A 13,431-nucleotide genomic window follows, 5' to 3' on the forward strand; every position below is an offset into this window, starting at 1 on the left:
ATACGCAGCCCTGACCCGCTGAAAACACTGAGTGTGTAAGCGAATGGTCAACGCTCTTTAACAATATATCAAGCAAATCTGTGTGGACACTCACAGGTGTTGAGTTAATCGAAACTGCTTAGCCTTAGGGTTGGCAGTCAAAGAATTAAATCAATGATGAAGAGTGTTCATAGCAATATGTACATAATTTTGATTTCACTTTTTTAAAAGTGGAAACAAATGACAGAATTCATTGAGCCGTTTGACGTAAGTCAAACAACAAAACTTTAATTGAAGAGTTTGATCATGGCTCAGATTGAACGCTGGCGGCAGGCCTAACACATGCAAGTCGAGCGGCAGCACAAGGGAGTTTACTTCTGAGGTGGCGAGCGGCGGACGGGTGAGTAATGCCTAGGGATCTGCCCAGTCGAGGGGGATAACAGTTGGAAACGACTGCTAATACCGCATACGCCCTACGGGGGAAAGGAGGGGACCTTCGGGCCTTCCGCGATTGGATGAACCTAGGTGGGATTAGCTAGTTGGTGAGGTAATGGCTCACCAAGGCGACGATCCCTAGCTGTTCTGAGAGGATGATCAGCCACACTGGGACTGAGACACGGCCCAGACTCCTACGGGAGGCAGCAGTGGGGAATATTGCACAATGGGGGAAACCCTGATGCAGCCATGCCGCGTGTGTGAAGAAGGCCTTCGGGTTGTAAAGCACTTTCAGTAGGGAGGAAAGGTTGCAGTTTAATAAACTGTAGCTGTGACGTTACCTACAGAAGAAGGACCGGCTAACTCCGTGCCAGCAGCCGCGGTAATACGGAGGGTCCGAGCGTTAATCGGAATTACTGGGCGTAAAGCGTGCGCAGGCGGTTTGTTAAGCGAGATGTGAAAGCCCTGGGCTCAACCTAGGAATAGCATTTCGAACTGGCGAACTAGAGTCTTGTAGAGGGGGGTAGAATTCCAGGTGTAGCGGTGAAATGCGTAGAGATCTGGAGGAATACCGGTGGCGAAGGCGGCCCCCTGGACAAAGACTGACGCTCATGCACGAAAGCGTGGGGAGCAAACAGGATTAGATACCCTGGTAGTCCACGCCGTAAACGATGTCTACTCGGAGTTTGGTGTCTTGAACACTGGGCTCTCAAGCTAACGCATTAAGTAGACCGCCTGGGGAGTACGGCCGCAAGGTTAAAACTCAAATGAATTGACGGGGGCCCGCACAAGCGGTGGAGCATGTGGTTTAATTCGATGCAACGCGAAGAACCTTACCTACTCTTGACATCCACGGAAGACTGCAGAGATGCGGTTGTGCCTTCGGGAACCGTGAGACAGGTGCTGCATGGCTGTCGTCAGCTCGTGTTGTGAAATGTTGGGTTAAGTCCCGCAACGAGCGCAACCCCTATCCTTATTTGCCAGCACGTAATGGTGGGAACTCTAGGGAGACTGCCGGTGATAAACCGGAGGAAGGTGGGGACGACGTCAAGTCATCATGGCCCTTACGAGTAGGGCTACACACGTGCTACAATGGCGAGTACAGAGGGTTGCAAAGCCGCGAGGTGGAGCTAATCTCACAAAGCTCGTCGTAGTCCGGATTGGAGTCTGCAACTCGACTCCATGAAGTCGGAATCGCTAGTAATCGTGGATCAGAATGCCACGGTGAATACGTTCCCGGGCCTTGTACACACCGCCCGTCACACCATGGGAGTGGGCTGCAAAAGAAGTGGGTAGCTTAACCTTCGGGGGGGCGCTCACCACTTTGTGGTTCATGACTGGGGTGAAGTCGTAACAAGGTAGCCCTAGGGGAACCTGGGGCTGGATCACCTCCTTACCTATACGACTAACTCGATGTTTTTGAGTGTTCACACAGATTTGCTTGATAGAAGAAAGAGTAAAAGATGGGTCTGTAGCTCAGCTGGTTAGCACCCCAATCCCTTCATAAAGAGTAGGGTGAGGTCGGTGGTTCTAGGTGAACTTAGATTTATCAATAAGATGGGTCTGTAGCTCAGCTGGTTAGAGCGCACCCCTGATAAGGGTGAGGTCGGTGGTTCAAGTCCACTCTGACCCACCAATCATTCCTTCTCTGCGTTGGAAAATGACTCGTTTAGATTCTTGTAATAAGAGAATAAACGTCGCCATTATCCGCCTTGATAAGAAACGATTGGCAAACCAATCCTTTTAGAGGTTTGGAACATCTTACTTACTCGCACTGCATGTAAATGGGGCTATAGCTCAGCTGGGAGAGCGCCTGCCTTGCACGCAGGAGGTCTGCGGTTCGATCCCGCATAGCTCCACCATTTACAGCTTGTTTTAAGTTAACAAGTGACATGCATTATGGATAGAGATGCCAAAGATAAACTGAAAAATTATCTTTGGCTTTTTTAAGCCCGCTCTTTAACAATTTGGAAAGCTGATAGTATTAAACACAATGATGTCTGTCGTTGTGTTGATACGAAAAAGTTTAATGCGCAAGCATTGAACATTGAGTTCTCAAACACTTTATTAAGTGTCTTGAATATTCAAGTCTAAGGCGCGTCCACTTCTTTGGTCAGAAGTGAGACAAGTAAAACCAAGCTGGTCGCAATGCGACTCAAAAGTCTTGACAGTTTCGACTGTAGCAAGCGCAGCAAGTGGGTTGTTAGGCAAAGCCGTGAGGTGAGCGAGGAATGAGTGTAGCAGCGCTACATGATTGACAAGCGAGACTCATAATGCGGCATAACAATCCAATCGCAAGCGATGAGAGAAAGACCCATTTGGGTTGTATGGTTAAGCGACTAAGCGTATACGGTGGATGCCTTGGCAGTCAGAGGCGATGAAGGACGTAGTAACTTGCGAAAAGCGTTGGCGAGCTAGTAACAAGCATTTGAGCTAACGATGTCCGAATGGGGGAACCCGGCCGCATAAGCGGTCATCATGTGGTGAATACATAGCTACATGAGGCGAACGAGGGGAACTGAAACATCTAAGTACCCTTAGGAAAAGAAATCAACCGAGATTCCCCTAGTAGCGGCGAGCGAACGGGGATTAGCCCTTAAGTCAGTGGGGTGTTAGTGGAATGCGTTGGGAAGCGCAGCGGCACAGGGTGATAGCCCCGTACACGAAAACTAACCATTGATGAAAACGAGTAAGGCGGGACACGTGACATCCTGTTTGAATATGGGGGGACCATCCTCCAAGGCTAAATACTCCTGACTGACCGATAGTGAACCAGTACCGTGAGGGAAAGGCGAAAAGAACCCCTGTGAGGGGAGTGAAATAGAACCTGAAACCGTATACGTACAAGCAGTGGGAGCGGTTCTTGAGACCGTGACTGCGTACCTTTTGTATAATGGGTCAGCGACTTACATTTTGTAGCAAGGTTAAGCGAATAGCGGAGCCGTAGGGAAACCGAGTGTTAACTGCGCGTTGAGTTGCAAGGTGTAGACCCGAAACCCGGTGATCTAGCCATGGGCAGGTTGAAGGTTGAGTAACATCAACTGGAGGACCGAACCGACTAATGTTGAAAAATTAGCGGATGACTTGTGGCTGGGGGTGAAAGGCCAATCAAACCGGGAGATATCTGGTTCTCCTCGAAAGCTATTTAGGTAGCGCCTCGAGCGAATACCATTGGGGGTAGAGCACTGTTAAGGCTAGGGGGTCATCCCGACTTACCAACCCTTTGCAAACTCCGAATACCAATGAGTACTACTCGGGAGACAGACGGCGGGTGCTAACGTCCGTCGTCAAAAGGGAAACAACCCAGACCGTCAGCTAAGGTCCCAAAGTGTATGTTAAGTGGGAAACGATGTGGGAAGGCTTAGACAGCTAGGATGTTGGCTTAGAAGCAGCCATCATTTAAAGAAAGCGTAATAGCTCACTAGTCGAGTCGGCCTGCGCGGAAGATGTAACGGGGCTAAACATACCACCGAAGCTACGGGTGCAGCCCATTAGGGTTGCGCGGTAGAGGAGCGTTCTGTAAGCCGATGAAGGTGAAGGGGTAACCCACGCTGGAGGTATCAGAAGTGCGAATGCTGACATGAGTAACGATAAAGGGGGTGAAAAACCCCCTCGCCGAAAGACCAAGGGTTCCTGTCCAACGTTAATCGGGGCAGGGTGAGTCGACCCCTAAGGTGAGGCCGAAAGGCGTAATCGATGGGAAACAGATTAATATTTCTGTACTTCCGCTAACTGCGATGGAGAGACGGAGAAGGCTAGGCTAGCGCGGCGTTGGTAGTCCGCGTTTAAGGTGGTAGGCTGATTTCTTAGGCAAATCCGGGAAATCTTAAGGCCGAGAGCTGATGACGAGGTCCTACGGGACTGAAGTAGTTGATGCCATGCTTCCAGGAAAATCTTCTAAGCTTCAGGTTAGCGGGAATCGTACCCCAAACCGACACAGGTGGTCGGGTAGAGAATACCAAGGCGCTTGAGAGAACTCGGCTGAAGGAACTAGGCAAAATGGTACCGTAACTTCGGGAGAAGGTACGCTCTTGTTGGTGATGAGACTTGCTCTCTAAGCTGACGGGAGTCGCAGATACCAGGTGGCTGCAACTGTTTATCAAAAACACAGCACTGTGCAAACTCGCAAGAGGAAGTATACGGTGTGACGCCTGCCCGGTGCCGGAAGGTTAATTGATTGGGTTATCGCAAGAGAAGCTCATGATCGAAGCCCCGGTAAACGGCGGCCGTAACTATAACGGTCCTAAGGTAGCGAAATTCCTTGTCGGGTAAGTTCCGACCTGCACGAATGGCGTAATGATGGCCACGCTGTCTCCAGCCGAGACTCAGTGAAGTTGAAATTGCGGTGAAGATGCCGTATACCCGCGGCTAGACGGAAAGACCCCGTGAACCTTTACTATAGCTTGGCACTGAACATTGAACCTACATGTGTAGGATAGGTGGGAGACTTTGAAGTTGGAACGCTAGTTCTGATGGAGTCGTCCTTGAAATACCACCCTTGTAGTTTTGATGTTCTAACCTAGACCCCTAATCGGGGTTAGGGACAGTGCCTGGTGGGTAGTTTGACTGGGGCGGTCTCCTCCCAAAGAGTAACGGAGGAGCACGAAGGTTGGCTAAGTACGGTCGGACATCGTACGGTTAGTGCAATGGCATAAGCCAGCTTAACTGCGAGACAGACACGTCGAGCAGGTACGAAAGTAGGTCATAGTGATCCGGTGGTTCTGAATGGAAGGGCCATCGCTCAACGGATAAAAGGTACTCCGGGGATAACAGGCTGATACCGCCCAAGAGTTCATATCGACGGCGGTGTTTGGCACCTCGATGTCGGCTCATCACATCCTGGGGCTGAAGTCGGTCCCAAGGGTATGGCTGTTCGCCATTTAAAGTGGTACGCGAGCTGGGTTCAGAACGTCGTGAGACAGTTCGGTCCCTATCTGCCGTGGGCGTTGGATGATTGAGGGGAGTTGCTCCTAGTACGAGAGGACCGGAGTGAACGAACCGCTGGTGTTCGGGTTGTCATGCCAATGGCATTGCCCGGTAGCTACGTTCGGAATCGATAACCGCTGAAAGCATCTAAGCGGGAAGCGAGCCCCAAGATGAGTCATCCCTAGGTCTATAAGACCTCTAAAGAGCCGTTCGAGACTAGGACGTTGATAGGCATGGTGTGTAAGCGTTGTGAGGCGTTGAGCTAACATGTACTAATGACTCGAGAGGCTTAACCATACAACCCAGATGGGTTTTGCTAAGCGAACTTAGACAGAATATATGCACTTAATGAAGTGTTGACTCAAAAAACAAACAGCTTTCCGAATTATTAAATAAGATAAGAGCAGATTTTAGTTCCTAGAATCTAGCAGCACGCAGTGCGCTCTCGAGTCTTGTTTAAAACGAATTTGCTTGGTGACAATAGCATTGTGGTCCCACCTGATCCCATCCCGAACTCAGAAGTGAAACGCAATCGCGCCGATGGTAGTGTGGGGTCTCCCCATGTGAGAGTAGGTCATCGCCAAGCGCCTAATTATCTCATTGAGATGTAACGAAGCCAGCTGAATAAGCTGGCTTTTTTGCATCTGGAATTTATGAATCTGAGTGATTTTCCTACTTTTCTTTCTGCTCTTCATCAAGCCATCTTCCCTAGCATGAGCTGCAATCCGCGCTTTTAGCAGTTACAATACGCTTTTGTCGTCATTGAACAAACACATGTCTCTATCTCATAGCCTTCAATCATTTAATTCCTTTGGTTTAGCCCAGTCTTGTGCCGATCTTGTTGAGGCGCACTCAAAAGATGCTATTAAGGCGATATGTCTACCACTATGGCAACAGCAGTTGCCTATGCTGGTGCTTGGTGGCGGTAGTAATCTGGTCTTTACGGAGGACTTTAACGGCACAGTTGTTAGGATTTTATCGAAAGGGATAAAAGTATCAGAAGACACAGACGCGTTTTACCTCGAGGTTGAGGCGGGTGAGAATTGGCACGAGTTAATTCAGTTTACGCTCGAGCATGGCATGTTCGGGCTGGAGAATATGGCATTAATTCCTGGAACGGTTGGTGCATCACCTATTCAGAATATTGGCGCTTATGGTGTTGAACTATGTGATGTGTGTGATTGGGTTGAGTATCTTGATTTACCCTCGGGTGAGTTTGTGCGCATCAGCACTGCTGAGTGTCAATTTGCTTACCGAGAGTCTATTTTCAAAGACAAATTGCGCAATCTCGCGGTAGTGACCGCTGTTGGGCTGCGCTTAGCTAAACGTTGGCAACCGCGTTTGGCCTATGGTCCATTGCAATCGTTTGATCCTGCAACCGTTACAGCGCATGAGATTTTTGAACGCGTATGCCAAGTGCGTAGTGAAAAACTTCCTGATCCTGCTGTGCTTGGCAATGCCGGCAGTTTCTTTAAAAACCCTATTGTTAGTGCGGCCTGTTATCTAGATTTAGCACAGCGCTTTCCAACCATTGTGGGTTATGCGCAAGCGGATGCTACAGTGAAATTAGCGGCAGGCTGGTTGATTGAACAAGCCGGACTGAAAGGTTTTGTGCTCGGTAATGCGGCAGTGCATGACAAGCAAGCCTTAGTTTTAGTGAATCGAGGCGGAGCAACGGGGCATGATATTTGCCGCCTAGCGCTGCATGTTATTACGCAAGTACGGGATCAATTTGGTGTAGTGCTAGAAGCTGAACCTAGAATCATCGGGGCTAACGGCGAAGGAGATTTGCATGTCTGATCATTGGGGAAGAAAACGCCAGATATTAGCTTTATTATCAAGCGGGCAATTTGTTTCAGGCGAGCAGTTAGCCACTGAACTTGGGATTTCGCGCGCCGCAGTGAATAAACATATTGATGTGTTAGAAACCTATGGGGTATCTATCTATAGCGTAAAAGGTCGAGGCTATAAACTTGCCCATGCTATTTCTTTGATTGATCCGGTACGTTTGGTGCAATCTATTGAAGATCGATGTTTTTATTTTGATGAAATCCCAAGTACCAACGCTTTTATGTTGAGTCACACAAGTGAACTCAAACGTGGTGATGTGTGTGTGGCCGAGTATCAATCTGCCGGGCGCGGCCGGAGGGGGCGCACTTGGGTATCTCCCTATGGCCACCATCTGTACTTCTCTCAATTTTGGTCATTCCCACAGGGCATGGCACAGGCTATGGGATTAAGTCTGGTTGTAGCTTGTACTTTAGTTGAAGTGCTTAAATCCTATGGCGTTGAAAACATTGGGGTTAAATGGCCTAATGATATTTATCTCAACCATAAGAAGTTAGCGGGTATTTTGATTGAAATGTCGGGACAGGCCGATAGCGAGTGCCAGCTGATTATTGGTATCGGCGTGAATATGGCTATGTCGGAAGAGCAAGCTAAGGGCATTGATCAGCCTTGGAGTGATTTATCGACCTTAGCAACTATGCCGGATAAAACCGATCTAGTGATTGCGCTACAAAAGCAGCTTAAGCGAGATATACAATTATTTGAGCGTGAGGGTTTGGCGGCATTTAAGGTGCGTTGGCAGGAGGCTGACTTATTCTATGGCAAAGAGATCCGTTTGCTGATGGGCGAAAATCATGTTGACGGTATTTGTCGCGGCGTAGATGAGCAGGGCGCTGTATTGCTCGAAACCGCCGATGGTATTCAAGCTTTCATCGGCGGTGAGATTAGCCTAAGGGCACGTTAAAATTAGCGTGTTATTTACGCATTAATACATGTGACATGAGATGATCCTGACCTTTCTGTAGGATCAAATGGGCTCTTTCTCGGGTGGGTTGAATATTGAGCAATAAATTGGGGCCATTGATGGTGTCCCAAATGTTGGCGGCAATGCTGTTTGCTTCCTCATCACTAAGGTTTGCATAGTGGTGAAAGTAGGATTTTTCATCACTAAAAGCCCCTTTACGAAATTGTAAAAAACGCTCTTTATACCATTGCTTTAAAAGCGTTTCTTCAGCATCAACATAAATAGAAAAATCAACAAAATCAGAAACGAATGGCCTACGAGTATCCACGGGAGAATCTAATCCCGTTTGTAAAACATTGAGTCCTTCGAGGATCAAAATATCGGGTTGTGAGACAGTCTGGTGCTGATTGCGGATCCTGTCATAGGTGACGTGGGAATAAATCGGCGCTTTAACATGTGCCTGGCCAGATTTTACGGCAGAAATAAACTCCACCAACATTTTCATATCGTAACTTTCTGGGAACCCTTTGCGCTGAAGCAGCCCTTTACGTTTTAGATCGGCTAATGGATACAGAAAGCCATCGGTTGTAACTAAATCGACTTTAGGATGCTCGGGCCAATGCTGCAGCAATGCCTGTAGAATACGCGCCGTAGTACTTTTTCCTACGGCCACACTGCCTGCAATGCTAATAATGTAAGGACTCGAAGAAGGTTTTTGCCCTAGAAATTCATCAAGTACTAAACCGCGTTGCTGTTTTGCCTTCACGATTAAATTAAGTAACCGACTCAGGGGAAGATAAATATCTGTTACCTCAGAGAGTGAGACCTTCTCATTGATACCCCGAAGATTTTCCAAATCCTGTTCACTCAGCGTTAGGGGGACAGAATCCCTTAACTCGGACCATTGGGTGCGTTCAAAGGCAAGATAGAGTGCTTTTTGAATTGGATTTATAGATGTCATTGGCTTTCCTCAGCTTAGGAAAGGCACAGTACACCATGACTTTATTGGCGACAATACTAAATCAGCGATTAGGGCCTTGTTTCACTCCTACAGGGTTGTATTCGATGTTTAATTCATCGTCAAATGCCATTAACGTGTAAAAAAACATCGTTTGGCTGCTTTTTTTAAACAAATAGGTGTTTTTTGCTTGCACTCAGGGTCACATTTACCTAATATCCCGTTCCGAAATGATTTGCCGGCATAGCTCAGTTGGTAGAGCAACTGACTTGTAATCAGTAGGTCCCGAGTTCGACTCTTGGTGCCGGCACCATTTTACTGGAGGGGTTCCCGAGTGGCCAAAGGGATCAGACTGTAAATCTGACGGCTCCGCCTTCGAAGGTTCGAATCCTTCTCCCTCCACCATTTTTTCAAGGTAGTTAGGTAGCCTTAGTTAGGTTGCGCGGGCATCGTATAATGGTATTACTCCAGCCTTCCAAGCTGATAACGCGGGTTCGATTCCCGCTGCCCGCTCCAAATTTAGTTGCTGATATGGCTCAGTTGGTAGAGCACACCCTTGGTAAGGGTGAGGTCGGCAGTTCGAATCTGCCTATCAGCACCAGCCTTTCTAAACTAAGCTCCTATACCTAACATAATCGGTTCGATGTCATTTATATGCATCGGATTTTTTCTATATGTAAGTTTTCATCACCAAGACTCTTGGATTGAGGCAATACCATGGCTAAAGCTAAATTTGAACGTATTAAGCCCCATGTAAACGTGGGCACCATTGGTCACGTTGACCATGGTAAAACCACTCTGACTGCAGCTATCTCTCACGTACTGGCTAAGACCTACGGTGGCGAAGCTAAAGACTTCTCTCAAATCGATAACGCTCCAGAAGAGCGTGAGCGCGGTATTACCATCAATACCTCTCACATCGAATATGACACGCCTTCACGTCACTACGCACACGTAGACTGCCCAGGCCACGCTGACTATGTTAAAAACATGATCACTGGTGCTGCACAGATGGACGGCGCGATCCTAGTAGTAGCGTCTACAGACGGCCCAATGCCACAGACTCGTGAGCACATCCTGCTTTCTCGTCAGGTTGGCGTACCGTACATCATCGTGTTCATGAACAAGTGTGACATGGTAGATGACGAAGAGCTGTTAGAGCTAGTTGAGATGGAAGTTCGTGAACTGTTATCAGAATACGATTTCCCAGGTGATGACTTACCAGTAATCCAAGGTTCAGCTCTGAAAGCGCTAGAAGGCGAGCCAGAGTGGGAAGCGAAGATCATTGAATTAGCAGCGGCTCTGGATTCTTACATTCCAGAACCACAACGTGACATCGATAAGCCGTTCCTACTGCCAATCGAAGACGTATTCTCAATCTCTGGCCGTGGTACAGTAGTAACTGGTCGTGTTGAGCGTGGTATTGTTCGCGTAGGCGACGAAGTTGAAATCGTTGGTGTACGTGCAACGACTAAGACGACTTGTACTGGTGTAGAAATGTTCCGTAAACTGCTTGACGAAGGTCGTGCAGGTGAGAACTGTGGTATTTTGTTACGTGGTACTAAGCGTGATGACGTAGAACGTGGTCAAGTATTAGCGAAGCCAGGTTCAATCAACCCACACACCACTTTTGAATCAGAAGTATACGTGCTGTCAAAAGAAGAAGGTGGACGTCACACTCCATTCTTCAAAGGCTACCGTCCACAGTTCTACTTCCGTACAACTGACGTAACCGGTACTATCGAACTGCCAGAAGGCGTAGAGATGGTAATGCCAGGCGACAACATCAAGATGAAAGTGACTCTGATCTGCCCAATCGCGATGGACGAAGGTTTACGCTTCGCAATCCGTGAAGGTGGCCGTACAGTAGGCGCTGGTGTTGTAGCTAAGATTTTCGCTTAATCGCGAGCTTAGAAACAATGCTGAAAAAGGAAGCCTAGGCTTCCTTTTTTATTTAAGTCGATTATTTGCTAGGTTTTGTGGCTTGCATCGACTGCGTATCCTTGCTTACAAAGTCGAATAAGAATACAATCTATGGCCGATTTTTGACCCTGAGCTTATGCGATTGCGTTTCTAAGGGTGTTCGGAAATGCAGAGTATCGAAAAGCGTATTGTAACTGGGTCCTATGTCCCTAATTATTGTGCTCAAGCTCAGGCCGTATTGAGTAACGGAATAACCGATGACAACAAATACTGAAAACCAGAACAATTCTCTGGATATCGTGAAGTGGGGTTTAGCGATCATTTTGCTAGCCGCTGCTGTTATTGGCAATCAAATGTATAGCGAAACGAGTGCCGTCATACGCGCGCTTGGCGTTATCGTTGCATTCGCTATTGCTGGTTTTATTGCGCTACAGACAGAAAAGGGTAAAAAAGCCTTGGCTTTCGCTCGTGAGTCGCAAATTGAAGTGCGTAAGGTTGTATGGCCAACGCGTCAAGAAGCGCTTAACACCACTTTTATTGTCCTTGCTGCAACGGGTATCTTAGCTCTGGTTCTTTGGGGTATGGATGCTGTGTTAATGCGAATTGTCAATTTTATCACTGGCGTATAGGCACCTCGAATGACTGAAGCTAAAGAAGCTAAAAAAAGATGGTATGTAGTGCAGGCATTCTCTGGCTATGAAGGCCGAGTTTGTAAGTCACTGATTGAATACATTAAGATGCACGGCATGGAGCAATACTTCGGTGAAGTATTAGTTCCGACTGAAGAAGTTATCGAAATGCGTGCAGGTCAGCGTCGTAAGAGTGAACGTAAATTTTTCCCTGGCTATGTATTAGTACAGATGGAAATGAACGATGACAGCTGGCATTTAGTCAAAAGCATCCCGCGTGTTTTAGGCTTTATTGGCGGAACTTCTGATCGTCCTGCCCCAATTTCAGATCGCGAAGCAGAAGCTATTCTGCGTCGCTTACAAGAAACCACTGCTTCACCCACTCACAGAACTATCTTTGAACCTGGTGAAGTCGTTCGCGTGTGTGATGGTCCATTTGCTGACTTTAACGGTACCGTTGAAGAAGTGGACTATGATAAGAGTCGCGTGAAAGTGTCGGTAATGATCTTTGGTCGTTCGACACCGGTTGAGCTCGATTTTAATCAGGTCGAAAAAGGCTGATTAAATAAACTACAAAATCCGTTTGGCAACGGGTGCGGATTTCTATATAATCCGCACCCGTTGTTTTCGGGGGAGCATATCAGCATGTCGCTGATGCGCGTTTGAACCCAAACTGAGGAAATGTCAGATGGCAAAGAAGATTGATGCTTATATTAAGCTACAAGTAAAATCAGGTTCTGCGAACCCTTCACCACCAGTTGGTCCAGCTCTGGGTCAAAAAGGTGTGAACATCATGGAATTCTGTAAAGCGTTTAACGCCCGTACAGAAAAAATGGAAAAAGGCATGCCTATTCCAGTCGTGATCACTGTTTACAGTGACCGTTCATTCACTTTTGAAACTAAGACACCGCCAGCGTCTTTCTTATTAAAGACTGCAGCAGGCCTGAAATCAGGTTCTCCACGTCCTAATACTCAGAAAGTGGGTACTATCGCTCGCGCTAAGATTCAGGAAATTGCTGAAACTAAAGCGGCCGATATGACTGGTGCTGACATTGAAGCGATGACTCGCTCAATCGAAGGTACTGCGCGTTCAATGGGTTTGGTTGTAGAGGATTAATATAATGGCAAAGCTAACTAAACGCATGCGCGTAATCCGCGAGAAAGTTGACGGTACTAAAAGCTACGATATCAACGAAGCTGTTGCTCTGTTAAAAGAATTAGCAACTGCAAAATTCGTTGAAAGTGTAGACGTAGCAGTTAACTTGGGTATCGACCCACGTAAATCTGACCAAAACGTTCGTGGTGCAACAGTGTTGCCACACGGTACTGGTCGTGACGTTCGCGTTGCAGTATTTACACAAGGTGCAAATGCTGAAGCTGCAAAAGCAGCTGGTGCTGAGCTAGTTGGTATGGACGATCTGGCTGAGCAAATCAAAGCCGGTGAAATGAACTTTGACGTAGTTATCGCATCTCCAGATGCAATGCGCGTTGTTGGTATGTTAGGTCAAATCTTAGGCCCACGTGGTTTAATGCCTAACCCTAAAACAGGTACAGTAACGCCAAACGTTGCTGAAGCTGTTAAGAATGCCAAGGCTGGTCAAGTTCGTTACCGTAACGACAAGAACGGTATTATCCACACTACTATCGGTAAAGTGGATTTCACACCAGTTCAATTGAAAGAAAACTTGGAAGCGTTAATCACTGCACTGAAAAAGGCTAAGCCTGCAGTTGCAAAAGGTGTATACGTGAAGAAAGTAAGCATCTCCACCACTATGGGTGCAGGTGTTGCTGTTGACCAAGCGACTCTCGATACAGCTAACTAATTTTAC

Annotated in this window: 8 protein-coding genes, 6 tRNA genes and 3 rRNA genes; 16 read left to right on the plus strand and 1 reads right to left on the minus strand. The window is 47.4% G+C overall.

Features of this window, described 5'->3' with window-relative positions:
• The first annotated feature begins 267 nt into the window (after nucleotides 1-267).
• The 7 genes from JFT56_RS00880 (at nucleotide 268) to birA (ending at nucleotide 8,092) form a co-directional block, all read left to right on the plus strand.
• A 16S ribosomal RNA gene (locus JFT56_RS00880) occupies nucleotides 268-1,810 on the plus strand.
• 163 nt (nucleotides 1,811-1,973) lie between these two features.
• Nucleotides 1,974-2,050, plus strand: a tRNA-Ile gene (locus JFT56_RS00885).
• A gap of 150 nt (nucleotides 2,051-2,200) precedes the next feature.
• A tRNA-Ala gene (locus JFT56_RS00890) sits at nucleotides 2,201-2,276 on the plus strand.
• Between the two features lie 467 nt (nucleotides 2,277-2,743).
• Nucleotides 2,744-5,637, plus strand: a 23S ribosomal RNA gene (locus tag JFT56_RS00895).
• Nucleotides 5,638-5,810: 173 nt separating this feature from the next.
• A 5S ribosomal RNA gene (rrf, locus tag JFT56_RS00900) occupies nucleotides 5,811-5,926 on the plus strand.
• The 16S, 23S and 5S rRNA genes sit together here with 2 tRNA genes alongside, the layout of an rRNA operon.
• Before the next feature lie 188 nt (nucleotides 5,927-6,114).
• Nucleotides 6,115-7,140: a UDP-N-acetylmuramate dehydrogenase gene (gene murB, locus JFT56_RS00905; protein WP_198781915.1), complete on the plus strand. Its 1,026-nt coding sequence runs from the start codon at nucleotides 6,115-6,117 to the stop codon at nucleotides 7,138-7,140.
• A complete protein-coding gene (gene birA / locus JFT56_RS00910) occupies nucleotides 7,133-8,092 on the plus strand; it encodes a bifunctional biotin--[acetyl-CoA-carboxylase] ligase/biotin operon repressor BirA (protein WP_198781916.1) in 960 nt (319 codons plus the stop codon). The genes murB and birA overlap by 8 nt, the downstream gene beginning before the upstream one ends.
• Nucleotides 8,093-8,102: 10 nt before the next feature.
• Here the strand turns inward: birA and coaA are convergent, their stop codons facing one another.
• Nucleotides 8,103-9,053 (minus strand): type I pantothenate kinase, encoded by a 951-nt coding sequence (gene coaA / locus JFT56_RS00915; protein WP_198781917.1) that lies wholly within the window; start codon nucleotides 9,051-9,053, stop codon nucleotides 8,103-8,105.
• Nucleotides 9,054-9,287: 234 nt separating this feature from the next.
• Here coaA and JFT56_RS00920 point away from each other — a divergent pair.
• From JFT56_RS00920 to rplA, 9 genes are all read left to right on the plus strand, one after another.
• Nucleotides 9,288-9,363, plus strand: a tRNA-Thr gene (locus JFT56_RS00920).
• Between the two features lie 7 nt (nucleotides 9,364-9,370).
• Nucleotides 9,371-9,455, plus strand: a tRNA-Tyr gene (locus tag JFT56_RS00925).
• A 37-nt stretch (nucleotides 9,456-9,492) separates the two neighbouring features.
• A tRNA-Gly gene (locus JFT56_RS00930) sits at nucleotides 9,493-9,566 on the plus strand.
• 9 nt (nucleotides 9,567-9,575) lie between these two features.
• Nucleotides 9,576-9,651, plus strand: a tRNA-Thr gene (locus tag JFT56_RS00935).
• 116 nt (nucleotides 9,652-9,767) lie between these two features.
• Nucleotides 9,768-10,952, plus strand: coding sequence for an elongation factor Tu (tuf, locus tag JFT56_RS00940; RefSeq protein WP_198781918.1), 1,185 nt, complete (start codon nucleotides 9,768-9,770; stop codon nucleotides 10,950-10,952).
• A 278-nt stretch (nucleotides 10,953-11,230) separates the two neighbouring features.
• Nucleotides 11,231-11,602, plus strand: a complete 372-nt coding sequence (gene secE, locus JFT56_RS00945) for a preprotein translocase subunit SecE (protein WP_007644299.1) — start codon at nucleotides 11,231-11,233, stop codon at nucleotides 11,600-11,602.
• 9 nt (nucleotides 11,603-11,611) lie between these two features.
• Entirely contained in the window at nucleotides 11,612-12,163 is a 552-nt protein-coding gene (gene nusG / locus JFT56_RS00950; RefSeq protein WP_198781919.1) for a transcription termination/antitermination protein NusG, read from the plus strand.
• A 127-nt stretch (nucleotides 12,164-12,290) separates the two neighbouring features.
• Nucleotides 12,291-12,719, plus strand: coding sequence for a 50S ribosomal protein L11 (gene rplK / locus JFT56_RS00955; protein ID WP_011787565.1), 429 nt, complete (start codon nucleotides 12,291-12,293; stop codon nucleotides 12,717-12,719).
• 4 nt (nucleotides 12,720-12,723) lie between these two features.
• The gene (gene rplA / locus JFT56_RS00960; protein ID WP_198781920.1) at nucleotides 12,724-13,425 is read left to right on the plus strand and encodes a 50S ribosomal protein L1; all 702 of its coding nucleotides are present in this window, start codon (nucleotides 12,724-12,726) and stop codon (nucleotides 13,423-13,425) included.
• Nucleotides 13,426-13,431: the final 6 nt, after the last annotated feature.

It is taken from the genome of Shewanella putrefaciens (assembly GCF_016406305.1).
Lineage (GTDB): Bacteria > Pseudomonadota > Gammaproteobacteria > Enterobacterales > Shewanellaceae > Shewanella > Shewanella putrefaciens_C.

What these genes read in the sequence shown, in the direction of transcription:
- murB (WP_198781915.1), top strand. Translation starts at nt 6,115, where the DNA reads ATGTCTCTATCTCATAGCCTTCAATCATTTAATTCCTTTGGTTTAGCC.
- birA (WP_198781916.1), top strand. Translation starts at nt 7,133, where the DNA reads ATGTCTGATCATTGGGGAAGAAAACGCCAGATATTAGCTTTATTATCA.
- coaA (WP_198781917.1), bottom strand. Translation starts at nt 9,053, where the DNA reads ATGACATCTATAAATCCAATTCAAAAAGCACTCTATCTTGCCTTTGAA.
- tuf (WP_198781918.1), top strand. Translation starts at nt 9,768, where the DNA reads ATGGCTAAAGCTAAATTTGAACGTATTAAGCCCCATGTAAACGTGGGC.
- secE (WP_007644299.1), top strand. Translation starts at nt 11,231, where the DNA reads ATGACAACAAATACTGAAAACCAGAACAATTCTCTGGATATCGTGAAG.
- nusG (WP_198781919.1), top strand. Translation starts at nt 11,612, where the DNA reads ATGACTGAAGCTAAAGAAGCTAAAAAAAGATGGTATGTAGTGCAGGCA.
- rplK (WP_011787565.1), top strand. Translation starts at nt 12,291, where the DNA reads ATGGCAAAGAAGATTGATGCTTATATTAAGCTACAAGTAAAATCAGGT.
- rplA (WP_198781920.1), top strand. Translation starts at nt 12,724, where the DNA reads ATGGCAAAGCTAACTAAACGCATGCGCGTAATCCGCGAGAAAGTTGAC.